The sequence below is a fragment of the Ignatzschineria sp. 22MB058224 genome (genome assembly GCF_058188435.1).
In genome coordinates this window covers 2,062,196-2,082,575 of record NZ_CP187366.1, presented here as the reverse complement: position 1 = coordinate 2,082,575, position 20,380 = coordinate 2,062,196, and the positions used below count along the sequence as shown (strand labels likewise).

The window sequence follows — 20,380 nt, the reverse complement described above, 5'->3', positions numbered from 1 at the left end:
ATGCTTAAACATCTCATTCAGCATCGTTTATTTAAAAATACTTCTGCACTACTAATTGTGCAATTAGTAACTTATATTGCGCCATTTATTGTTCTCCCCTATCTATCACGAATTTTAGGGGCGGATGGTTTTGGCTTAATGGTAGCGGCATTAAGCTTAACAACGCTCGCCAATATTGTTACTGATTTTGGTTTTAATCTATCGGCAACCTATCTCATCTCCCGAAAACAGAGTAACCTTCGTTACATCTCTAAAATTATCTCCTCTATCTACTTATTAAAGATGGGGCTAATAGCCATTGTCTTTATATTACTTAGCATCTACCTTTTGTTTTTTGCCCAATATACCTCTTTAGCTTTAGCGGCTATTTTTAGCACTGTATTTTTTCAGGCTTTTCAATCAACCTGGCTCTTTCAGGGCATAGAGAAGATGAAGCTAATGACCTACTCCACCATTGTCGCTCGCTTCTCTTACGTTATCTTTATCTTTCTTTTTGTAAAAGAGAGCCACCAATACGATATTGCACTTTTATGCCATGCTGCTAGTACTTTTTTAGCTGTACTGTTTGCGAATATTTTAATTTATAGAGAGGGCTTTAGGTTAATTCGCCCCTCTCTTCGCCTTATTAAATTGACTTTAGGGCATAGTAGCCAATTCTTTTTATCTCGGCTAGCGTTATCTGCCTCCTCTTCCCTGAGCGTAATTGTTCTTTCCAACAATGTTGCACCAGCACAGGTTGGCTTATATGGGGCTAGCGAGCGTCTTTATGGCGCCTTTAAACGACTAATTAATCCTTTTAGCCAAGCTCTCTATCCTTATATGGCTAATACCGGCAATATAAAGTTACTGCTTCGCTTCGTTATTATAATAGCGGGGATAATGTTCATCCCCGCGTTAATTGGATTTATCTTTGCGGAAGATGTGTTAAGAATTATTTTCGGGGCTGAATTTATCGCCTCAAAAACAATATTACGCATCTTCATTATTTCGGGCTATGTGGCCTTTTTCTCCATCTGTTTTGGATACCCAGCCTTTGCGGGATTAAAGAGAGTCGATTTAGCCAATAAAAGCGTGATTATTAGCGGGAGTTTTCAGATCTTTTTTCTGCTTATCTTATTAGTAAGCGGCCAAATTACCCCTATTACAATCGCTTGCTCGATTTTAATAACCGAATCTATTACATTTTTATTACGCTTTCTATGGTTTAAAGATTTAATCAAAAAAACAGTGAACTTCCATGAAAAATAGACTTCAAAAAACACTAAAGAATTATCCCTTACTATTATCCTTTATCAAAAACAGTTACTTTCTTTTCAGAAAATATATTTACTATTTCCTATTTACCCTGTGTAGAGTATTTCCTGTAAAAAAGCACAAAATTATAATTAATAGCTTCTATGGCTCTGACTTTGGGGATAATGGTAAATATATAGTGGATGAGCTTATCAATGCCAACACAGACTATTTAATACTATGGGTTTTAAATGAACAATACTACAAAAAGCATTCTCTACCAGAAGTAGTAAAACCAGTAAAATATAAATCTCTACAGTATATATATCACATGGCAACATCACGTATTTGGATCGATAACTGTCGAATATTAACTGATGTCTTAAAAAGAAAAAATCAAATATATATCCAAATGTGGCATGGTACTCTGCCCCTCAAAAAAATTGAAGCAGATGCTCCTACAGAAAGCTTAAGTAGCAGATATATCACTAAAGCAAAACGTGATTCACAACTTGCAGACTTTATTATTTCAAACTCTAGTTTTTTTAGCACTCTGTATAAAAATTCCTTTTGGTATAAGGGGGAAGTAAAAAATATTGGATATCCGAAAAATGACTTATTATTCAATAATACCGACATATATAAAGTAAAAATTAGAGATCATTTTGCATTAGCTTCCGATGCTAAAATCATATTGTATGCACCTACCTTTAGAAAAGATCTTTCCCTAACTGCTTATAATATAGATGTGTCCAATTTACTAAATACTCTTACAACCTCCACATCAGACAAGTGGGTCTTCATTACAAGAATGCATCCAAATTTAAAAAACATTAGTTTAAAAGAACTGTTTAATTCCGAGGTAATAGATGCAACTACTTATCCTGATCTACAAGAACTGATATTAGGGAGCGATATGTTAATTACTGATTACTCTAGCTGTATGTTCGATGCTGCATTAGCACAAAAGCCAACATTTATCTATGCATCTGACATACATCACTACTCCGACGAACGTGGTTTTTATTTCAAATTAGAAGAGCTTCCATTTTCTATAGCAAAAAACACACCACAACTCATCAAGAACATTCAAATGTTCGATATAGAACAATATGAAAAGAAGCTTTCAATCTTCACGAAAGATATAGGCTTTTATGATGATGGGCAAGCAACAAAAAGATTTCATAACTTCCTAAACTCAATATTAAAATAAAGATGTATAAACAAATATTTTCTAAACCATTCTTTATTTTGGTTGCAAGTATATTTGCGTTACTTGCTTTTCTTGTATCCCCTCCTTTTGAATACGACCTGTACCGTCATTTTGAAAGAATCAAAAGCATAAGTAGCTTAAATTTCAGCGAAGTAATCCCCAATAGCAAAATGGGCTATTACTTGTTTGATATTTATGCTTGGATAACTCAATCCCTAAGTTTTTCAATACATTTTATTCCTGCGAGTATAGTGTTCGCTGGGTATTTTTTATATTTTATAGTCTTCCAAGAGCTTATTGCTAACAATACCAAAAAAATCCAACTATCAACTTTATTTTTTATCTTAATAACCTTTTTATTATCAATAAATTTTATAGGTCTAACCAGTGGTCTTCGTAGTGAACTAGCCACTTCCCTGTTAATTTATATTACTTTTGAGCTATATACGCGTAGACAAATAACTTTTTTTATAATTGGATCAATTTTCGCTTTCTTTATTCATCCTTTTGCTATTGCCATAAGTTTTATTGTAATAATTCCTTTACTTTTCCCCGTTATTAAATATTTTTGCAAACCAATAATAATATTAAGCATTATTGCCTTATTAGGAACAAATGTAGTAACTGTTGTACTATCAAATCTCGAAACTCTATTAAGAAACCTGCCTTTCTACCATGGACAATATTTAAGCTTAACCGGCGAGTGGGGAGCTGCTTACATTCAAAAAAGAAATCTTAATGGCATCATTGGGGATTTTGTAATTACTAGACTTCCCATTTATATTGCCTTTATATACCTAATCCTTTCCAGAAGGATTTCAAACTATCCTATTTATATAGTTTTGATATTAATATCACTATATTTAGGATTATTTTTTTCCTATTACACTCTTTTTAATCGAATGGCTAGCTTCTATATATTGTTATTTACCGTGTATATCTCTTATCAATTCTTGTACTTTAGAAATAGCTTTAATAAATACTTCCTTCTCGTTTACCTAAGTAGTTTAGCTGCATATTCAATTTACAACTTATATGACTACAGGCGACTATTACTTTCTATTTTTACTTCTAACTAAACTTTCACTATGTCTAATAAACCTAAAATATCTATAATAATTCCAGTTTATGGAGTAGAACAATATATTGCTAAATGTCTCACCAGCATTCAAAATCAAACTTTTGCCGACTTTGAGTGCATTGTTGTAGATGATGGCTCACCAGATAACTCTATTAAAATTGGTAAATCTACCGTTGAGGGTGATGAGCGCTTTATTTTTGTTTCTAAACCAAATGGAGGATTAGCATCTGCTAGAAATTTTGGATTAGATAGAGCACGTGGAGACTATATCGCTTTTGTGGATAGTGATGACTGGGTTGAGCCTGATTTTTTACTAAAGCCTTATCAAAAAATAACCTCAAATAAAGCTGATATCTGTATTTTTAATATGAATTATATAGATATGAATGGCAATATTCTAAAAAATCAAAAAAGCAACTTAGAGGCTTATAACACTAAGAACGATTTTTTAATCTCAAAAAATACAGTTTTTAATTTTGTATGCGATAAGCTTTTTAAACACTCCTTATTTAATAAGATTCGCTTTAATGAGAATATCAAGACACATGAAGATGTTTATATAACCTTTAGACTCTTATTTAATAAAAAAATCATCTCTATAGATAACGAATTATATAATTATCTTCAAAGGCCTGGGTCATTATCTAAAGATGTTCATCCTTCTTATTTACATGACCGCATAGCGATTAAAAACAAGCAATTTCAGTTTATTAAGAGAAATAATCTATACAAACAGTATGAAGCATATATAGTTTACACCTACTTAAAAACCTTTATTTTTTATTGTGCTACTCACTTAGCACGATACTCCAAAAACTATAACGAAGATATTAAAAGGCTTATAACAGAAATAGAGCCACGCTTTTTTACTCTTAAAAATATCATCTCAATAGTAAAGGATGATCCAAAAGTAGGCATTGCCCTTTTATTATTTAAGATTTCCCCAAAGCTTTACCATAAAATTGTCAGTATCTGGTTTAAAATATAGTTTATTAATTTAAGGTAGCAATTAAACATGAAACGAATTATTACTTATGGAACCTATGACTTATTTCACGAAGGGCACTATAGACTCTTAGAAAGGGCTAAACAGTTAGGAGACTACTTAATCGTTGGGGTTACTTCCGATAGTTATGACAAAACTCGAGGAAAACTCAATGTTAAACAATCCCTAATAGAAAGAATTGAAAACGTTAAAGCAAGTGGCTTGGCTGATGAAATTATTGTTGAAGAGTATGTCGGCCAAAAAATTAATGACATTCAAAAGTATGATATAGATATTTTCGCTATTGGCTCCGACTGGTATGGCAAATTTGATTACCTAAAAGAGTACGCCGAAGTCGTCTATTTAGAGAGAACGAAGGGGATCTCGAGCACTCATCTACGCAACAAAGAAGCTGGAATATTGAAACTCGGCATTGCTGGTGCTGGGAGAATTGCTTCCCGTTTTATAAAAGAATCCAGGTTTGTAAGTGGCGTTAATATTGAAGGCGTATTTGGCCGCTCCGAAGAAAATCTAAAGCTTTTTACTGAAGAAAATGAACTCTACTTTTATGAAACGAATTACAACGAATTTCTAAATAAAATCGATGCTGTTTATATCGCAACCCCACATAAAACACACTATCAGTATGCTCTTCAAGCTCTAAATGCGGGCAAACATGTTCTATGTGAAAAGCCTGTTACATTATCAGTAGCTGAGCTTAATGAGCTCATTAATATTGCAAGTAAAAAGAATCTTATATTTACAGAAGCTATTAAAACAGCCTATGCACCAGGATTTGAACGGCTCATTGCTATTGCAAAAAGTGGCTTAATTGGCAAGATCGTAAATGTAGATGCGACCTTTACTAAGCTCTATGACAATACATCCTATAGAGAGTTTAAAAAAGATGAAGCAGGAGGGAGTATTACAGAACTGGCAACTTACCCATTACTAGCAATCGCAAAACTATTGGGCTATGACGTAAAAGATAAGCATCTATTCTCACACTACGGTGAAAGTGAAGTCGATTTATTCACAAAAGTAAGCTTAATATATGATGATGCGATAGCCTCTTTAAAAGTAGGGCTTGGCGTGAAGTCTGAAGGTGACTTAGTTATCTCTGGCACTAGAGGCTATATATACGTTCCCGCCCCATGGTGGCTTACAGAGAGCTTTGAATTAAGATTTGAAGATATGAATCAAAATAAAAAGTTCTTTTATCAATTCGATGGTGATGGGCTTCGATACGAGCTTGCTGAATTTATAAAAATGATTCATCAAAATCAATATAGCTATAAATTAACACATAACGATTCATTATTTATTACTTCAGTAATAGAAGAACTTCTAAACTTAGAAAAATAGAGCAAGAAATGAAAAATAATGATGTAGTTAGAGATGCTTTAATATTAGCAATGGACGAGTTTCATAGGATATGTGAAGAGAATAATCTTAAATATTATCTAATTGGGGGGGCATTAATAGGAGCAATAAGACATCAAGGATTCATCCCATGGGATGATGATATCGATATAATTATGCCCCAAAAAGACTTTAATAAGTTATTGAGACTAAAAAATTTTTTCCCTTCTCCTCTTCAACTGCGATATCGTTCTTTTAAATCCCACCAACCTGAAAGCGTAACTCTGCCTATAGCTAGATTAGAGAATGCTCAAATTATTATTGATGAAGGCTTCTACTCAAATACTACTGCTGGCATATTTATTGATATATTTTGTTTTAGAGATACTTTTAACTCTAAATTTTCACAGAAAGCACACTTCAAAATAGTAAACATAGCCCGTACTTTATTGCAACTCAAAGAGAGAACCTATTCAAGAAAAAAATATAGCTCCTTTTATTTAACTCTCTTTAATCTAATTAGTTATATTTTTGTTCTTATACCTAGACCTTTTTTTAATCTTCTCTTAAGTTTATCTGAAAAAATAGGTGAATTTGGAGGTAAAAAACAATATGTTGCAAATCTTCATGGAGCCTGGGGGGTTAAAGAGTTAGCGCCAAAAACACTTTTTCAAAAAAGAAAGCTTTATGAATTTGAGGGCCGTCAGTATTGGTCAATAGAAGATGCGGATGCTTGGCTAAGACCTATCTATGGGGATTATATGCAACTTCCTCCTGAAGGAGATAGAATTCCCAAACATGTAGAGAAAATTATTAGCATTAATGGAGTTAAAGTAGATTCATGAAAGAAGATATAGCCTTGGTTCTCGTTACTTTTAATCGAAGTGAATTACTCATGGAGATGTTAAATTCCGCGATAAAGCAAACAGTATTACCATCCATAATTTATGTAATAGATAATAATTCTAGTGATAATACAGCCCAACTAGTATCCGATTTTTCTAAGAAATATCAAGATATTATTAAAGTCAGCTACCATAATACAGGAGCTAATTTAGGGGGGGCAGGTGGTTTTGAGTATGGAAGCCGTCTAGCTTATGAAAAGGGACATGAGTGGATATGGTTAGCAGATGATGATGTTGAGCTAGATCCAAATTGTTTAGAAAACTTAATTAAACATAAAGATGAAGCTGCGATTTTACAACCTATGCGGATTAATATGGATGGTAGCTGTGCTGAAATTTCAGGAACAGACTACGAAATAAATAGCATCACGCGATTAAACCCTAAACAAAATACTGTACAAGACATTAAACAAGATTGGGAAACTGTAGAGCTAAAAACAATTCCTTTTGAAGGACCTATGATTCATAGGGATGTTTTTGCAAAGATAGGATTTCCTGATCCTCGTTTTTTTATATTTTACGATGATCTAGATTTTGCTTTACGAGCTCAACAGGCAGGTTTTAAAATTATCTGCGTGCGACAAGCAGTAATGAAACGTAAGATTCCATTTGTACAAAGTCGCGCTTTAAGTGGTTGGAAAGGCTATTTTATGTACCGTAACTTCTTTTATGTACAATTAACTTATGGAAATAAAGCAATTGCATATATTAGAGTATGGTTAATATTTATGTTAGTGACTGCTCATACTCTTGTAACAGGCAAAGCCAAATCTTTACCAATGTTATTTGATGCATTTAAACATGCATTAAAAGCGGATTTCTCTGCAAATGACAAATATAAGCCATCTTAAAATTAAAGGATTTTTTATGAATTTTGCTATTGTAGGCGCTGGATTCTCAGGCGCTGTTATTGCTCGTGAACTAGCTGAAGCAGGCCATAAAGTTACTATTTTTGAATCTCGCAATCATATTGCAGGTAACTGCCATACTGAGCGTGATGCAGAATCAGATGTGATGCTACATGTTTATGGGCCTCACATTTTTCATACAGATAATAAAGAGGTATGGGAGTACGTGAATCAATACAGTACTTTTATGCCGTACGTAAATAGAGTTAAAGCTGTTACTGGTAATCGCGTTTTCTCTTTACCTATTAACCTACTTACAATTAATCAGTTTTTTAATAAAACACTTTCCCCTAATGAAGCAAAGGAGTTTATTGCTCAAAAAGGGGATAGCAGTATTACTAATCCTGAAACTTTTGAAGAGCAAGCCTTAGCATTTTTAGGTGAAGAGTTATATGAAGGATTTTTTAAATACTACACCATCAAACAATGGGGAATGAGTCCAGCAGAACTTCCGGCAAGTATTTTAAAACGCTTACCTGTTCGTTTTAACTATGATGACAATTACTTTTCCCATAAATATCAAGGGATGCCAGAACATGGTTATACCTTACTTGTAGAGAGTATTTTAGATCACGATAATATTACTGTTCATCTCAATACCGAGTTCAAAAAATCTCAAGCTGTCGAGTATGATCATGTTTTCTATTCAGGAACATTAGATGGCTATTTTAACTATGAATTTGGCCGTTTACCTTATAGGACTTTAGATTTTATAAAAGAAAATCATGAAGGAGACTATCAGGGATGTGCTGTCATGAACTATTGTGATAACAGTAAGCCTTTCACTCGTATCACTGAACACAAGTACTTCTCCCCTTGGGAGAATCATGAAAAAACGGTAATTTATAAAGAGTATAGTCGTGAGTGCGAACCTGAAGATATTCCCTACTATCCAATTCGCCAAGTAAAAGAAAAAGAGTTGCTACAAAAATATGTTGAAAGAGCAAATCAAGAAAAAGGGATTACATTTGTCGGACGATTAGGAACCTATCGATATTTAGATATGGATGTAACGATTGCAGAAGCACTAAAAGTCGCCCGTCAATTTATACAACTTACTAATGAAAAAAAAGAGATCCCTTCTTTTTTTGAACAAGTCTTATAAAAACGTAAACTTACCAACAAATCACAATACACAAAAAAAGTCGCTTGTTAAAAGCGACTTTTTTACTTCTGAACCCCATATTTCAATTACAATCTTTTCCGATTTCGAATCGCTACTTTAAGTAAAGCAATAACAATACCAACCATCCCCCCAAGCAAGAAACCAATAACTAAAATTAATTTTTTATTGGGTTTAATAGGGAAGTCAGCGATTTTTGCAGGTTGATCAAATGTATAAACTGAGAAATATTCTGGAGAAAAGCTGAGCGATTTGTAGAAACTCAATTGCTCTATAAGAGAGGGTAGCTGAGCAATAAAGGGATCATTATCCTTTCGTGCTTTTAATGCAGAAATTTGTGCTCCCAAAGCATTTGTCCCCCGTAAATAGGGTAGATTACGATCGACATAGCTTGCCCCTTCCGAGGTGATCTTTCCCTCTGGCTTTTGTGGCTCAACAATGCCCACCGCTTGCGCAATATTATAGGCTTCCTCCAAGCGAGTGATTTCTCGTACTCGCTCATTCTCTGCCTTTTCACGAAGAAGTTCGATATATTTTGTTAGCCCTTCAATAATATTATTTAATTCCGAATTACGTTCATGGAGGATTTTATCTTTTGTATTCTCTCCCGCCATAGTGATATATAAATTTGCCCACGCTTGAGCCTTTTGAGCATCTTCGGGGAACGTCACTGTCACCTCACGTCTGGGGGAATCTTTAATATTCGTATCTACCTTCACCATATTATTCAGCTTTTTTCGTAATGCTTCTGGCGCTTGGCTTTGCTCTTCAACTGTTAAAGAAGGGAAAAATACCTCTTCATAAAATTGATCTCTAAAAGTATTAGACTCCAACTCTTGTGTAAAATATCTATACACATCATTTGGGGCGATAGTTTTTAATTTTGTCCCATCATAAGGGGGATTCAATACTATTAAATCACTCTCTCTTGGCGGTAAGACTGTTGCCGTACTCTGATAAACAGAAGTTGCTAATAGCGCATACACAACTGCGAAAATAGTAAATACAACTGTAATAACAATAATTAAGACTTTTTCTTTCCATAAGTTAGTACACAATTCGAACAAGTCGATTTCATCAGTTTCTACTCTGTTCGAGATATTTGAAAAGTCATTATTATTCGCCATGCTTACAGACCCTTTATAAAAAAATAAAAAACAAGATACTTTTTTTCCAATTAATCAATTGCGCATTATTCTACCCCGTCCCCATGACGCATACAATAACAATGTAAAATGAATTCAACCATCATGACAATTAAAAACTTTTCTTCTTTTTAAGCTATAATGCGCCCATCTAAAATAATTAAATTTAATAGTTTACTATGTCTTTTATCAAAAACATCTTCCATAAATATCTTTATCTCTATTTTCTCGTGCTACTCTTTTCAATGCTATACTCGCGCCGCGTATTTATTGATCTTACTGTCATTGGAGCAACTTTAGGATTGGTATGCGCTGTGCTAAATTGGCGTGGGGTTTTTTCGGAGATTAGCAATAATCGCTATCTTTATGCAGCACTTGCTCTATTGCTCCCCATTGGCATTGCAACGCTTGATTCTTTAAATACCATAAAACCTGAATCTACCTTCTTGACGATGTTTCTGTTTCTCCTGATTGGGATTTTACCAATCTATATGAAGCATACCGACTTTCACTTTAAGCCCCTAGAAATACTCCTATTCCTAGCTTTAATAATTATTTCATTAGACGCTATCGTCCAATGGCAAACTGATTATCATCTCTTAGGTCATAGCCCTGTTGGGAATAACCGTGTTAGAGGAGTATTTTATCCTTGGTATCATCTTAGCTACTTTTTAGGCACGTTCAGCCCAATTATATTGTTTGTGCCTTACTATCTTCTAGAAAAGAAAACGACACCTCTACGCATTATTGGCTCTGTAATTGCCATTATTCTGTTTATTACCGCTATTTTATTAGGGGGAGCTAGAGCCGGTTTGATCTCGCTATTCATATCTATTCTACTGTTTACAACATTTTTATTTATAAAAAATAAAATTAAACATAAACTGCGATTTATCGGAATGTTGTTATTAATAGGTCTTATCGCGATTACCATTGCAAGCCAATCATCCGTAGTACAGAATAGATTTATTACTATATTTTCCAATTTCGGCGATGAAGGGTTTTTCTCTCAACTAACGTCATTACGCCCAAACATTTGGTACGTTGCATTTAAAGAGATCCCTAATTATTGGGTTAATGGTATTGGACCATTAGGTTTTGATAAAATTTATCAAACTTACCCTGATAACTATAAAATTTTCGCTTTTGTTTCCCATGTTCATTTGCATGGTTTAGAAATTCTTATCGAAACAGGGATCATCGGTTTTGTCCCCTACCTCGTACTGTGTGGATATCTACTCTGGCGAGTGTTTACGGCAAAAGCTGGGAATATGTGGATCATGACAGGATTTATTGCCATGATGCCCATTAATACACATGTAGGACTCTTTGAATATTACTGGTTTCCTATTGTTTGGGTTCCTATTATGCTAGGCCTCACGCTTGCTTACAAAGCTGACAAAAATATAATAACTAATCAAAAATAACAGATGATTACATTGTATAATGATCGGTCTCCTCAAAAATGAGAGAAATCACATTATTTACAATCGACTCTATCAACATAAATCATACCTAAAATACACTATGACAAATAACATCAAATATAGACCCGATATCGATGGATTACGAGCACTAGCAGTGATTTCCGTCATTATTTTTCATTTCAACTCTAGTTGGTTACCTGGAGGTTTTTTAGGTATCGATATCTTCTTTGTGATTTCAGGTTTTCTGATTACATCGATTATTACCCGTCAAATAGAACAAAAACGCTTCACATTTAGAGATTTCTATACTCGCCGCATTAAGCGAATTCTTCCACTATTTTTTACCGTTTTAATCGTTACCGTTATAGTCGCTGCACTACTTTTTTCCACCAGAGACTACGAAGCATTTTGGCGAACAGCTAAATACTCAATGCAATTTAGAGCTAATCGAGCCTTTAGTGGACAAAACTACTTCGATCCTGTTTCAGAAGAAAAACCATTATTACATTTATGGTCATTAGCGATAGAAGAGCAATTTTACTTCATTTGGCCTCTAACTCTGTTGGCAATTTTTTGGTTAGTACGTAAAAGAAAACAACCTCGATTATGGGCTTTTTGGATTGCTATCGCAGGCATTGCAGTTAGTCTTATCTTTACAGAACTCCGACTACAATCAGCACCAGGAAAAGCTTACTTTGAACTCAGCACACGCGCCTCTGAGCTGCTTGTTGGATGTGTGTTAGCACTTAATCCATATACCGTCAAAGAACGTTATAAAGTAATTTTGGGGCCAATAGGCATTGTTGTATTAGTAACATGCTTCATCCTTTATTCCGCTGAAATACCTTTCCCCGGTATCGCAGCAATGCTACCAACTATTGCAGCGGCTCTTTTTATTTTAGATTCAAACGCAAACGCTACTTATAAGAAAATTTTTACCAATCCAATCGCAAGAACTGTTGGGCTGTGGTCATTCTCTCTCTATTTATGGCATTGGCCTATCCTTGCTTTTATGCGTTATATTTTCAATGATACTCAATTACCAGCGGCCTGGATGTTGAGTGCCCTTGTAATTATTGTTACGCTCTCAATTATCACTTACTATTTCGTTGAAAATCCAATACGCCGGTTTAAACTCAAATTTGTTTCAAGTTTTATACTAATCTATAGTATTCCTGCACTTGCCGTGGTAGGTATTCATCAAGCAACGATCTCCCAACCATTGTCTGAAAAGCTACGACTTGATGAACCTCAAGGAGTAATCGACTGGGCAAAATCAGATCAGGTATGCATGGACAGCCCTATCAACGATCACTGCTATGTGGGAAAAAATAATGCTGATACTAAAATTCTAGTTATCGGAGACTCGCATGCAGCACATCTTGCAAACTTTATGGATGTTGTTGGGAACAATCAAAACTTCAAAGCGCATATGCTTGCTTCGGGAGGATGTGGATTCCCACCTTCAGAAACGCTTAAAAAAGTATTCTCTGGACGTCCAAATGCAACTTGTTTCCAACTTAACGATTATATTTTAAACGATAGCGCCCAATATAATGCTGTTGTCATTTCGCAATATCTAGCGCCAAAATTTGAAGAGCCTGGAGAGATCGATAATAACTATCAAGAAAAATTTAAAAATACAGTCATGAAAGTTGCTGAAACTAGCCCTGCCGTTTACTTGATTTCTGATATCCCTAAATTGACTGTTGCATCATTATCGCGCTACAAGAAACTACAAGCTCTTGGGCTAGAAAAATACGCAAAACCATCCAATAACAAGTATTCTACTGATGATGCTAATAAATATTTACAACAACTTGCCGACACGATTGATAACGTCTATTTTATCGATATAAACAAATATATTCCAAAAGATGGTCTTATTGATGGTATCCCTGTTTATTTTGATGATAACCATCTCAATCTTTATGGTAGTGAAAAAATTGGTGAAGCATTCAGTCAAAAAGAGAACTTATTAAAATAATTCAAGATGATTTTGTGATGTGATGCCATGAGTATGTTTATAAAACAACTATAACCATACTCTATTGCTACACTGGAAAATAAAATCTTATAATAGATAGAATCAAATACCTTTATTGGTATCGACAGAGCAGGGATAAATAATGCATATTGCTTTTTTATTAACAGATAAACACTCTGGGAGAGGCGGGCTAGAAACCGTTCTTACCAATGTTGTTACGGGTTTAGAGCAATATGACATCCAATCTTCGCTGCTTTTATTTCATCCTCCTGAAGATTCTAAATTTCTTGAAAAATTTAAAAAAACTTACATTATGCCGGCAAATACTCATCAGAAATGGCATAAAAAACTCCCCCATTTTCTCTCCTATCCATTAGGAAAACTGGAACTGAGAAGAGCTACGAAAAAACTCCTCAAAAAGGCTTTTCCTCAATCACCACCGGATGTTTTAATTGTTTTAGATCTTTCAAAAACCTTGATACACATTCTACCTGTATTAAAAAAATATTGTAAAACTCTCAACAAAACTCCGCTTATTGCATGGCCTCATGGCACAATTAGAGCGATTAATCCTAATGTTATTACTGCTTTAAAAAATAATATTGATTTATTTGATAGTTTTTTTGCAATTAGTAAAGGTTTACAAACAGAATTAATACAAAAGCTGCATCCGTCAAACGTCAGCCTCATATATAATCCTGTTGAGAAAGCGGAAATTATCAAGAGAGATCATAAACAGTTTATTTATATTGGACGTATTGGTAGCCCTGACAAAAGAGTAAAAGGACTACTAAAAACTCTTAGCAAACTACAAGGAGATTGGCATTTAAAGATGATTGGAGCCTCTAACTCCGAAGCAAAAGACAACGCTATTAAAGAATATGCAAAAAAACTGGATATCTATCAGAATATTACATTTTATGGATGGAAAGACGAGCCTTGGAAATATATTCACCAAGCGGGTATTCTTCTTTTAAACTCCCGATATGAAGGATTTGGCTTAGTATTAGTCGAAGCGATGATGAGAGGAATCCCATGCTTATCAAGCAATTGCCCAGTAGGACCTAATGAAATTATACAAGAAGGGGTAAATGGTTGGCTATATGAGCTTGATGATGAACATAAATGTCTATCAATTCTCCAACAAATCCTCAATGAGGAGCGATGTCTACCTGATGCGGCAAATATACAAAAAAGTGTTGAAAAGTTTCAAACTGAGTACGTTATCCACAATTTTAAAAATGCGCTCGTACAGACAATAAATCCACCACGTTAAATCCAAAAAATTATATTTCAATACGATGATACCTAAAAAAATCCACTATATATGGGTTGGTGACAATCCTAAACCCGATCTTGTAAGACAATGTATCGACAGCTGGCAAGCTCTTTTACCCGAGTATGAAATTATCGAATGGGGTAATGAGCTGGCAAAATCTATTGATAATCAATATCTGCAAGAAGCGTTTAAATATAAAAAATGGGCTTTTGTATCAGACTACCTCAGACTCTATGTTTTATATCATTATGGAGGTATTTACCTAGACTCCGATGTGCGAATTACACAAACATTAGATCTTTTTTTAAAAAATGATTTCTTCACTGGATATGAGTTATACAATAACATACCGTCTCCTATTACTGCCGTTATGGGTGCTAAAGCAAAAAATGCTATTATCGCTGATCTATTAAAAGAGTATGATCATCTTCAATTTTTCAATGAAAAAACAGGATATAATCTCCAGACGAATACCAATCGAATATCACTATACTTTCAAGAAAGATTTGAGCTTTATCCCCCATATCTACCAACTGCAACAACATATTTGGATGAGCGATCTGTTATCTATCCTTCGGGCTACTTTTGCACCCCAAATGATCAGGAGCCCAATTACGCGATTCATTTATTTAATGGATCTTGGGTTGAAGGGTTCTCAAGAAAATTAAAATTAAAAATACAAAACTACTCATTCGTTCGATTCAAGCGAGAAAACGATCATAATAATTCCCTTCCACTATTACCCAAAGAAAAAATTCTCTTTAAAATACAATTTAGTAGCAATAAAATTTACGCTATAACAAAGAGGGCTCCTAATGTATAAAGTATTAACAGTTTTTGGTACACGACCGGAAGCTATAAAAATGATTCCTATCATTCAGGAACTTAAAAAATATAGCAATCTTATTGAAAGCAAAGTTTGCATCACAGGCCAACATAAAGAGATACTAAATCAAATACTGACAACGTTTGAAGTCACCCCCGACTTTGATCTCAATATCATGCGTGAAAATCAGACACTTGCTGATATTAGCGCAAGGATATTGACAACTCTTTCACCGATTCTGCAAGTATATCAACCCGATCTAGTGCTGGTACACGGGGATACGGCGACAACTCTCAATGCTGCATTAGCAGCTTTTTATCTAAAAATCCCCATCATCCATGTTGAGGCCGGCCTACGCACCAATGATATCCTTTCTCCTTGGCCTGAAGAAGCCAATAGAAAATTAACAAGTATCATTACTAGTTTACACATGGCTCCCACAGCAATTGCTCGACAAAATCTACTGGATGAAAATATTCCTAAGGAAAACATATTTCTCACTGGGAATACTGTTATCGATGCGTTATTTTTAGCGCTCCAAAAAATCAAATCCCCCTCTATCGCTACTGAAATTTATAAAAAGTTCTCATTTATCGAACAGTATAATAAAGTCATTTTAATAACGGCTCATAGACGAGAGAACCATAAAACTGGGATTTACAATATTGCAATGGCTGTTAAGGCTTTAGCGCACTTATATCCAGACAATTGTTTTATTTTACCCGTCCATCCTAACCCAAATGTAAAAACTATATTGATGGAACATTTACTAGGGATTCCCAATATCTATTTAATTAATCCATTAGATTATCTCTCTTTTGCTTACATCATGGATAAATCATATTTAATCTTGACAGATTCAGGCGGAATACAAGAAGAGGCACCTGCCCTTAATAAGCCTGTACTTGTAATGAGGAGTGATACTGAACGCCCTGAAGCCATTAAAGCAGGAACAGCCAAATTAGTAGGGACTGTAACAAATACAATCATCGAGGCAACAAAATCTCTTATTGACAATAAAGAAATTTATCACTCAATGAGTGCTGCCCAAAACCCCTATGGGGATGGAACTGCCTCAACCAAAATAGTCGATATTATTCTAAAATATTTACTGACTAAAAAATAATAAAAGCGATTAGTTAAGAATCATAGATTTATCTCTTTTTCTTAAACACGCTGCGCTTAATTTTATAATAACGCTCTTCGGTAATGAGCTTCTTAATGAAATCTTTAATGTTTATTGTCTTCAATATTCGTCGATAAAAAATTTTGTAATATTCCATTTGCTTTGGATCTAAAAGAATATGCTTAAACAAGACGTCTAGACTCTCCGAGCGATAATATAAATTACTTTCCGATAAACCATCACCTTGATATTCAACAAATTTAACCACTTTAGGGATAATCGTAATTTTGGATTTAATTTTAAAATAATAGATATGCTCAAAACCATTTTTAAAAAAAATGTGCGGGTAACGCAGATCACAAACCGAATCAAACTTATGTAGACTATGTGTATCTCCAGGGAAATCTGCTCGAAATTGCTTATAAGTAATTCTCTTAAATGTATTGTAAGGTTTCGAAAAATTTTTTATATCCGAAATGATTTTAACATTAAAACAAAACCAGTTATCTTGAGGATATTGTTCAATAGTCTCTTTAAAAATATTAAACGCATCCGGCGAAAAATAATCATCATCATCTAATACAGTTAAATAAGCGTTATTTTTAACCCCTTGGTCTACTAATGTATCTAACATAAAATTCTTTGCTCGATTAAGTCCGAGATTATGAGACTTAATATAGGTTATCTCACAACGATCTCGAATTAACGCCTCTAAAGCTGAATAATCCTCTTTGGAACCATCATTAAAAATAATAAGATGAAAGTTTGAATATGATTGTGCTAAAACAGACTGAACAGCCCGCATCGCTAATAAGGGTCTGTTAAAAGTAGACATCATGACTAATATTATCGGTTGCATAGAATGTAATATAGCTTATAGGGCTTAGAAAATTTAGGAATATTATGACAATCGACACTTATTAAGATACCGTAAAATAAGCCAGGCCGGTAAACGAAAGAATAAGTTTTGTTTATTAAACTTTGATTTCCCTGTTCTTGCAGGAATATTAATTTTTTTTAATCTTAAAATTTGCTCATAAAAAAAGTGATCCGCATCGCTTTGTCTAATACTATTTTTATCAATTGCAATTAACCAATCAAAAATCTCTTTGCGATATAGCTCAATCGTATAACGAGTATCTTTGGGATGATAGTCAGGATTTTTACTATATTCCGCATACATTTCTAAAATAACAGAAATCTGGTCTTGAATATTTTTCTCAGAAATACTCCAAGTAATTGATCCTGCCCTTTCAAAATGATTATAGACAATTCTAGGGGTCGAATAGACTAATTTAGCTAACCGATAGAGATGAAATGCCCATAAAAGATCCTCATGGTATATTCCTTCTTGGAAAAAAAGATCATTTTTTAACAAGAAAGTACGATTTATCAGCTTCGCACAAGCAATAACCCATAACTTAGAATGAGCATAATCTTTGAACACTTCATCGTTATCGGTATACTCTTTTTGTGTCGATGCCAAGATAAAATCGACGTGTTTTCCTTTTATTTTTTGGAAATTACCGACAACTAGCTCCTTGGTAATCCCCTTATCTTGACTACATTCGACTAAATAAGAAATGGCTTCTGGATCTGACAATGAATCATCACTATCCAAAAAAAATAGATAATCACCTCTTGCTGCTTTGATACCTGTATTTCGTGCTGCAGAAAGCCCTCTATTTTTAGAATGCTCTATAAATTGGTATTGGAGACGATTCTGATTCTGGTTTTGATCAATCACTAAAGCTTTTGCTATCTCAAAACTATTATCTGGAGTTGCATCATTAATTAGAATTAATTCAATCCGAGGATAAGATTGAATAAAAACCGATTTTAAGCACCTTTCAATCTCTTGCTCAACTTGGTAAACAGGGATGATAACAGATATCAACATGAAAAATTCCTTTAATGATCTTCTACTTTAAGGGATTGGTGTTTAATAAAAAGCTCTCCGATTTTTCGACTTCCGTATGGATTAAGATGATCACCATCATAATATAATTGTTCTCCTTGTTGTAAAAGAGTTTCTACATAAGGCGTTATATCAACAAATGAAACATTTGGAATCGATGTAATCAACGCTTCCAACTCATGATTAATCTTAATATTATGTCCTACTCTATCGCTATGTATTTTAGGTGATAATGGTAGCCCCAATTTTTTAATACGATCGTAACGCAACATGTTGTACTCCATCTCAGGGACATCGGCCATCACGATAACTGGAGTTGTTTTACTTACATCTTGTAAAAATTCTTTCAAATAGCGCAAGTAGTCTTTAACGACAGGTGAGCCATAAGCGAGAGGATAATAGAGCTGACTTAAAATCACGGCATCATAATTTTTAAAATTATCAATAAAATACTGATTTGCTCGATCACATTCTGGATGTTTTTTGCGAATTGCTGTATCGATAAATAAAAATGGACATGCAGGGGAGGCTACAACATCAATTTTAATATGTTCATTCTTTCCAACTTCATCCATTAAACCGGAAAGATGCATTGCATGCGAATCGCCAATTAATAAGTAATGTTTCTCTGCATTGAGATCACCCACTGCACAATCATTAGAAATAATGCCATGACAGCCTTCATTATGGTGATTCAGAAAAAAACGTGTTTTTTCTCGATTAATATAAAGAAATGTTGAATCAATATTTTTTTGTGCATAAAAAGCTATTCCCGAAATAACTGCATAAGGAATAACAAAAATTAAAAGAATACTTTGCAAAAACGATAGCTTAACCCTTCTAATGGGATTTTCCACCAAATAATAACTTAATATGGATAGTATTAGCACCATAACTGCGATTACAAACAACCAACTCCCTGGTAATTGTGGATCCTGATAGATATAACGAGCAAGGGCTAAAATAGGCCAATGCCATAAATAGAGTGAAAATGACCATAAACCGATTAGACGAACCAAGGGAACTGTAAAGATTTTCTTATAGCCCGTCGTACTACTGTCTAAAATAAACAATGCTGCGGAAACCGTTGGGATAAGTACCCAAATACCCGGTATCGGAATTTCTTCAGAATAATATATAAAACAGATTAGGAGAACAGAAACACCAATGTAACCAAGAAATTTCCGCCATTTTTCAGGAATGTGATATGGAAGCAACGCGATTGAACACCCTACCAATAACTCCGCAGCTCTATTTCTTAATAAAAAATAGCTATCTTCTGGATTATGTTTAAGAGAATTTTGAGCAACGATTGTACTGATGATAATTCCTAAAATCGCAATATAAAATAGTATGTACTGCTGCCTAATAGTTTTTTTGGTTGCAAAATAACAAATAAACAAAACAAGCGGCCAAATAAAGTAGAACTGCTCCTCGATAGCCAGAGACCATAAATTCAATAAAGGCTTTTCTTCTGCGAAAGAATCAAAGTAACCACCTCCTGTAAAAGCCCTGTTTGCTCTAAACTGCATTGCATAACGTAAAGAACGTAAAAAACTTTCTAATTGATCGGGAAGCAAAATAAAAATAGCTGGTATCAATGTTACAAACAATACCAAAAATAATAATGGTAAGATTCTTTTAATTCGGCGATTATAGAAATCTTTAAAAGAAAAGCTCCCTGCATCTAATTGTTTCTTAATGATGGATGTAATTAAAAATCCAGAAATAACAAAAAAAACATCAACACCTAGAAAACCACCTGGTAGCCACTGGCTATTGAAATGAAATATCAAGACAGAAATAACGGCTATCGCCCGTAACCCATCAATATCGTTTCTATATTTAATGTTGTCTTTCAT

The 20,380-nt window shown here is 34.1% G+C and carries 17 protein-coding genes; 13 read left to right on the top strand and 4 right to left on the bottom strand.

Annotated elements, in window-relative coordinates; genetic code table 11:
- The 8 genes from ACPF7B_RS09165 to glf are packed head-to-tail and all read left to right on the top strand — an operon-like array spanning position 1 to position 8,792.
- Positions 1 to 1,248, top strand: coding sequence for an oligosaccharide flippase family protein (locus ACPF7B_RS09165; RefSeq protein WP_490505503.1), 1,248 nt, complete (start codon positions 1 to 3; stop codon positions 1,246 to 1,248).
- Complete coding sequence (locus ACPF7B_RS09160; RefSeq protein WP_490505502.1) at positions 1,238 to 2,446, top strand: CDP-glycerol glycerophosphotransferase family protein; 1,209 nt, start codon at positions 1,238 to 1,240, stop codon at positions 2,444 to 2,446. The genes ACPF7B_RS09165 and ACPF7B_RS09160 overlap by 11 nt, the downstream gene beginning before the upstream one ends.
- Before the next feature lie 2 nt (positions 2,447 to 2,448).
- Complete coding sequence (locus ACPF7B_RS09155) at positions 2,449 to 3,525, top strand: EpsG family protein (RefSeq protein WP_490505501.1); 1,077 nt, start codon at positions 2,449 to 2,451, stop codon at positions 3,523 to 3,525.
- Positions 3,526 to 3,534: 9 nt separating this feature from the next.
- Positions 3,535 to 4,515, top strand: coding sequence for a glycosyltransferase family 2 protein (locus ACPF7B_RS09150; protein ID WP_490505500.1), 981 nt, complete (start codon positions 3,535 to 3,537; stop codon positions 4,513 to 4,515).
- Positions 4,516 to 4,542: 27 nt separating this feature from the next.
- Positions 4,543 to 5,877 carry a Gfo/Idh/MocA family oxidoreductase gene (locus tag ACPF7B_RS09145; protein WP_490505499.1) on the top strand — a complete coding sequence of 445 codons (1,335 nt, stop codon included), beginning with the start codon at positions 4,543 to 4,545 and terminating at the stop codon, positions 5,875 to 5,877.
- Between the two features lie 8 nt (positions 5,878 to 5,885).
- On the top strand, positions 5,886 to 6,719 hold the full coding sequence (locus ACPF7B_RS09140) for a LicD family protein (protein ID WP_490505498.1): 834 nt from the start codon (positions 5,886 to 5,888) through the stop codon (positions 6,717 to 6,719).
- Positions 6,716 to 7,630, top strand: a complete 915-nt coding sequence (locus ACPF7B_RS09135) for a glycosyltransferase family 2 protein (RefSeq protein WP_490505497.1) — start codon at positions 6,716 to 6,718, stop codon at positions 7,628 to 7,630. Before ACPF7B_RS09140 ends, ACPF7B_RS09135 begins: the two co-directional genes overlap by 4 nt.
- A 16-nt stretch (positions 7,631 to 7,646) precedes the next feature.
- Positions 7,647 to 8,792 (top strand): UDP-galactopyranose mutase, encoded by a 1,146-nt coding sequence (glf, locus tag ACPF7B_RS09130; RefSeq protein WP_490505496.1) that lies wholly within the window; start codon positions 7,647 to 7,649, stop codon positions 8,790 to 8,792.
- A gap of 86 nt (positions 8,793 to 8,878) precedes the next feature.
- Here glf and ACPF7B_RS09125 read toward each other — a convergent pair whose 3' ends face one another.
- Positions 8,879 to 9,937 carry an LPS O-antigen chain length determinant protein WzzB gene (locus ACPF7B_RS09125; protein ID WP_490505495.1) on the bottom strand — a complete coding sequence of 353 codons (1,059 nt, stop codon included), beginning with the start codon at positions 9,935 to 9,937 and terminating at the stop codon, positions 8,879 to 8,881.
- A gap of 197 nt (positions 9,938 to 10,134) precedes the next feature.
- On the opposite strand from ACPF7B_RS09125, the gene ACPF7B_RS09120 reads away from it, so the two are divergent.
- The 5 genes from ACPF7B_RS09120 (at position 10,135) to wecB (ending at position 16,600) form a co-directional block, all read left to right on the top strand.
- The gene (locus ACPF7B_RS09120) at positions 10,135 to 11,382 is read left to right on the top strand and encodes an O-antigen ligase family protein (protein WP_490505494.1); all 1,248 of its coding nucleotides are present in this window, start codon (positions 10,135 to 10,137) and stop codon (positions 11,380 to 11,382) included.
- A gap of 100 nt (positions 11,383 to 11,482) precedes the next feature.
- Positions 11,483 to 13,369: an acyltransferase family protein gene (locus ACPF7B_RS09115; RefSeq protein ID WP_490505493.1), complete on the top strand. Its 1,887-nt coding sequence runs from the start codon at positions 11,483 to 11,485 to the stop codon at positions 13,367 to 13,369.
- Positions 13,370 to 13,511: 142 nt separating this feature from the next.
- On the top strand, positions 13,512 to 14,645 hold the full coding sequence (locus ACPF7B_RS09110; protein ID WP_490505492.1) for a glycosyltransferase: 1,134 nt from the start codon (positions 13,512 to 13,514) through the stop codon (positions 14,643 to 14,645).
- 25 nt (positions 14,646 to 14,670) lie between these two features.
- On the top strand, positions 14,671 to 15,471 hold the full coding sequence (locus ACPF7B_RS09105) for a glycosyltransferase family 32 protein (protein ID WP_490505491.1): 801 nt from the start codon (positions 14,671 to 14,673) through the stop codon (positions 15,469 to 15,471).
- The gene (gene wecB, locus ACPF7B_RS09100) at positions 15,464 to 16,600 is read left to right on the top strand and encodes a non-hydrolyzing UDP-N-acetylglucosamine 2-epimerase (protein WP_490505490.1); all 1,137 of its coding nucleotides are present in this window, start codon (positions 15,464 to 15,466) and stop codon (positions 16,598 to 16,600) included. Before ACPF7B_RS09105 ends, wecB begins: the two co-directional genes overlap by 8 nt.
- Before the next feature lie 28 nt (positions 16,601 to 16,628).
- Here wecB and ACPF7B_RS09095 read toward each other — a convergent pair whose 3' ends face one another.
- From ACPF7B_RS09095 to ACPF7B_RS09085, 3 genes are all read right to left on the bottom strand, one after another.
- Complete coding sequence (locus tag ACPF7B_RS09095; protein ID WP_490506525.1) at positions 16,629 to 17,435, bottom strand: glycosyltransferase family 2 protein; 807 nt, start codon at positions 17,433 to 17,435, stop codon at positions 16,629 to 16,631.
- 66 nt (positions 17,436 to 17,501) lie between these two features.
- The gene (locus tag ACPF7B_RS09090; protein WP_490505489.1) at positions 17,502 to 18,500 is read right to left on the bottom strand and encodes a glycosyltransferase family 2 protein; all 999 of its coding nucleotides are present in this window, start codon (positions 18,498 to 18,500) and stop codon (positions 17,502 to 17,504) included.
- A gap of 11 nt (positions 18,501 to 18,511) precedes the next feature.
- The gene (locus ACPF7B_RS09085) at positions 18,512 to 20,380 is read right to left on the bottom strand and encodes an acyltransferase family protein (RefSeq protein WP_490505488.1); all 1,869 of its coding nucleotides are present in this window, start codon (positions 20,378 to 20,380) and stop codon (positions 18,512 to 18,514) included.

What these genes read in the sequence shown, in the direction of transcription:
- ACPF7B_RS09165 (WP_490505503.1), top strand. Translation starts at nt 1, where the DNA reads ATGCTTAAACATCTCATTCAGCATCGTTTATTTAAAAATACTTCTGCA.
- ACPF7B_RS09160 (WP_490505502.1), top strand. Translation starts at nt 1,238, where the DNA reads ATGAAAAATAGACTTCAAAAAACACTAAAGAATTATCCCTTACTATTA.
- ACPF7B_RS09155 (WP_490505501.1), top strand. Translation starts at nt 2,449, where the DNA reads ATGTATAAACAAATATTTTCTAAACCATTCTTTATTTTGGTTGCAAGT.
- ACPF7B_RS09150 (WP_490505500.1), top strand. Translation starts at nt 3,535, where the DNA reads ATGTCTAATAAACCTAAAATATCTATAATAATTCCAGTTTATGGAGTA.
- ACPF7B_RS09145 (WP_490505499.1), top strand. Translation starts at nt 4,543, where the DNA reads ATGAAACGAATTATTACTTATGGAACCTATGACTTATTTCACGAAGGG.
- ACPF7B_RS09140 (WP_490505498.1), top strand. Translation starts at nt 5,886, where the DNA reads ATGAAAAATAATGATGTAGTTAGAGATGCTTTAATATTAGCAATGGAC.
- ACPF7B_RS09135 (WP_490505497.1), top strand. Translation starts at nt 6,716, where the DNA reads ATGAAAGAAGATATAGCCTTGGTTCTCGTTACTTTTAATCGAAGTGAA.
- glf (WP_490505496.1), top strand. Translation starts at nt 7,647, where the DNA reads ATGAATTTTGCTATTGTAGGCGCTGGATTCTCAGGCGCTGTTATTGCT.
- ACPF7B_RS09125 (WP_490505495.1), bottom strand. Translation starts at nt 9,937, where the DNA reads ATGGCGAATAATAATGACTTTTCAAATATCTCGAACAGAGTAGAAACT.
- ACPF7B_RS09120 (WP_490505494.1), top strand. Translation starts at nt 10,135, where the DNA reads ATGTCTTTTATCAAAAACATCTTCCATAAATATCTTTATCTCTATTTT.
- ACPF7B_RS09115 (WP_490505493.1), top strand. Translation starts at nt 11,483, where the DNA reads ATGACAAATAACATCAAATATAGACCCGATATCGATGGATTACGAGCA.
- ACPF7B_RS09110 (WP_490505492.1), top strand. Translation starts at nt 13,512, where the DNA reads ATGCATATTGCTTTTTTATTAACAGATAAACACTCTGGGAGAGGCGGG.
- ACPF7B_RS09105 (WP_490505491.1), top strand. Translation starts at nt 14,671, where the DNA reads ATGATACCTAAAAAAATCCACTATATATGGGTTGGTGACAATCCTAAA.
- wecB (WP_490505490.1), top strand. Translation starts at nt 15,464, where the DNA reads ATGTATAAAGTATTAACAGTTTTTGGTACACGACCGGAAGCTATAAAA.
- ACPF7B_RS09095 (WP_490506525.1), bottom strand. Translation starts at nt 17,435, where the DNA reads ATGTCTACTTTTAACAGACCCTTATTAGCGATGCGGGCTGTTCAGTCT.
- ACPF7B_RS09090 (WP_490505489.1), bottom strand. Translation starts at nt 18,500, where the DNA reads ATGTTGATATCTGTTATCATCCCTGTTTACCAAGTTGAGCAAGAGATT.
- ACPF7B_RS09085 (WP_490505488.1), bottom strand. Translation starts at nt 20,380, where the DNA reads ATGAAAGACAACATTAAATATAGAAACGATATTGATGGGTTACGGGCG.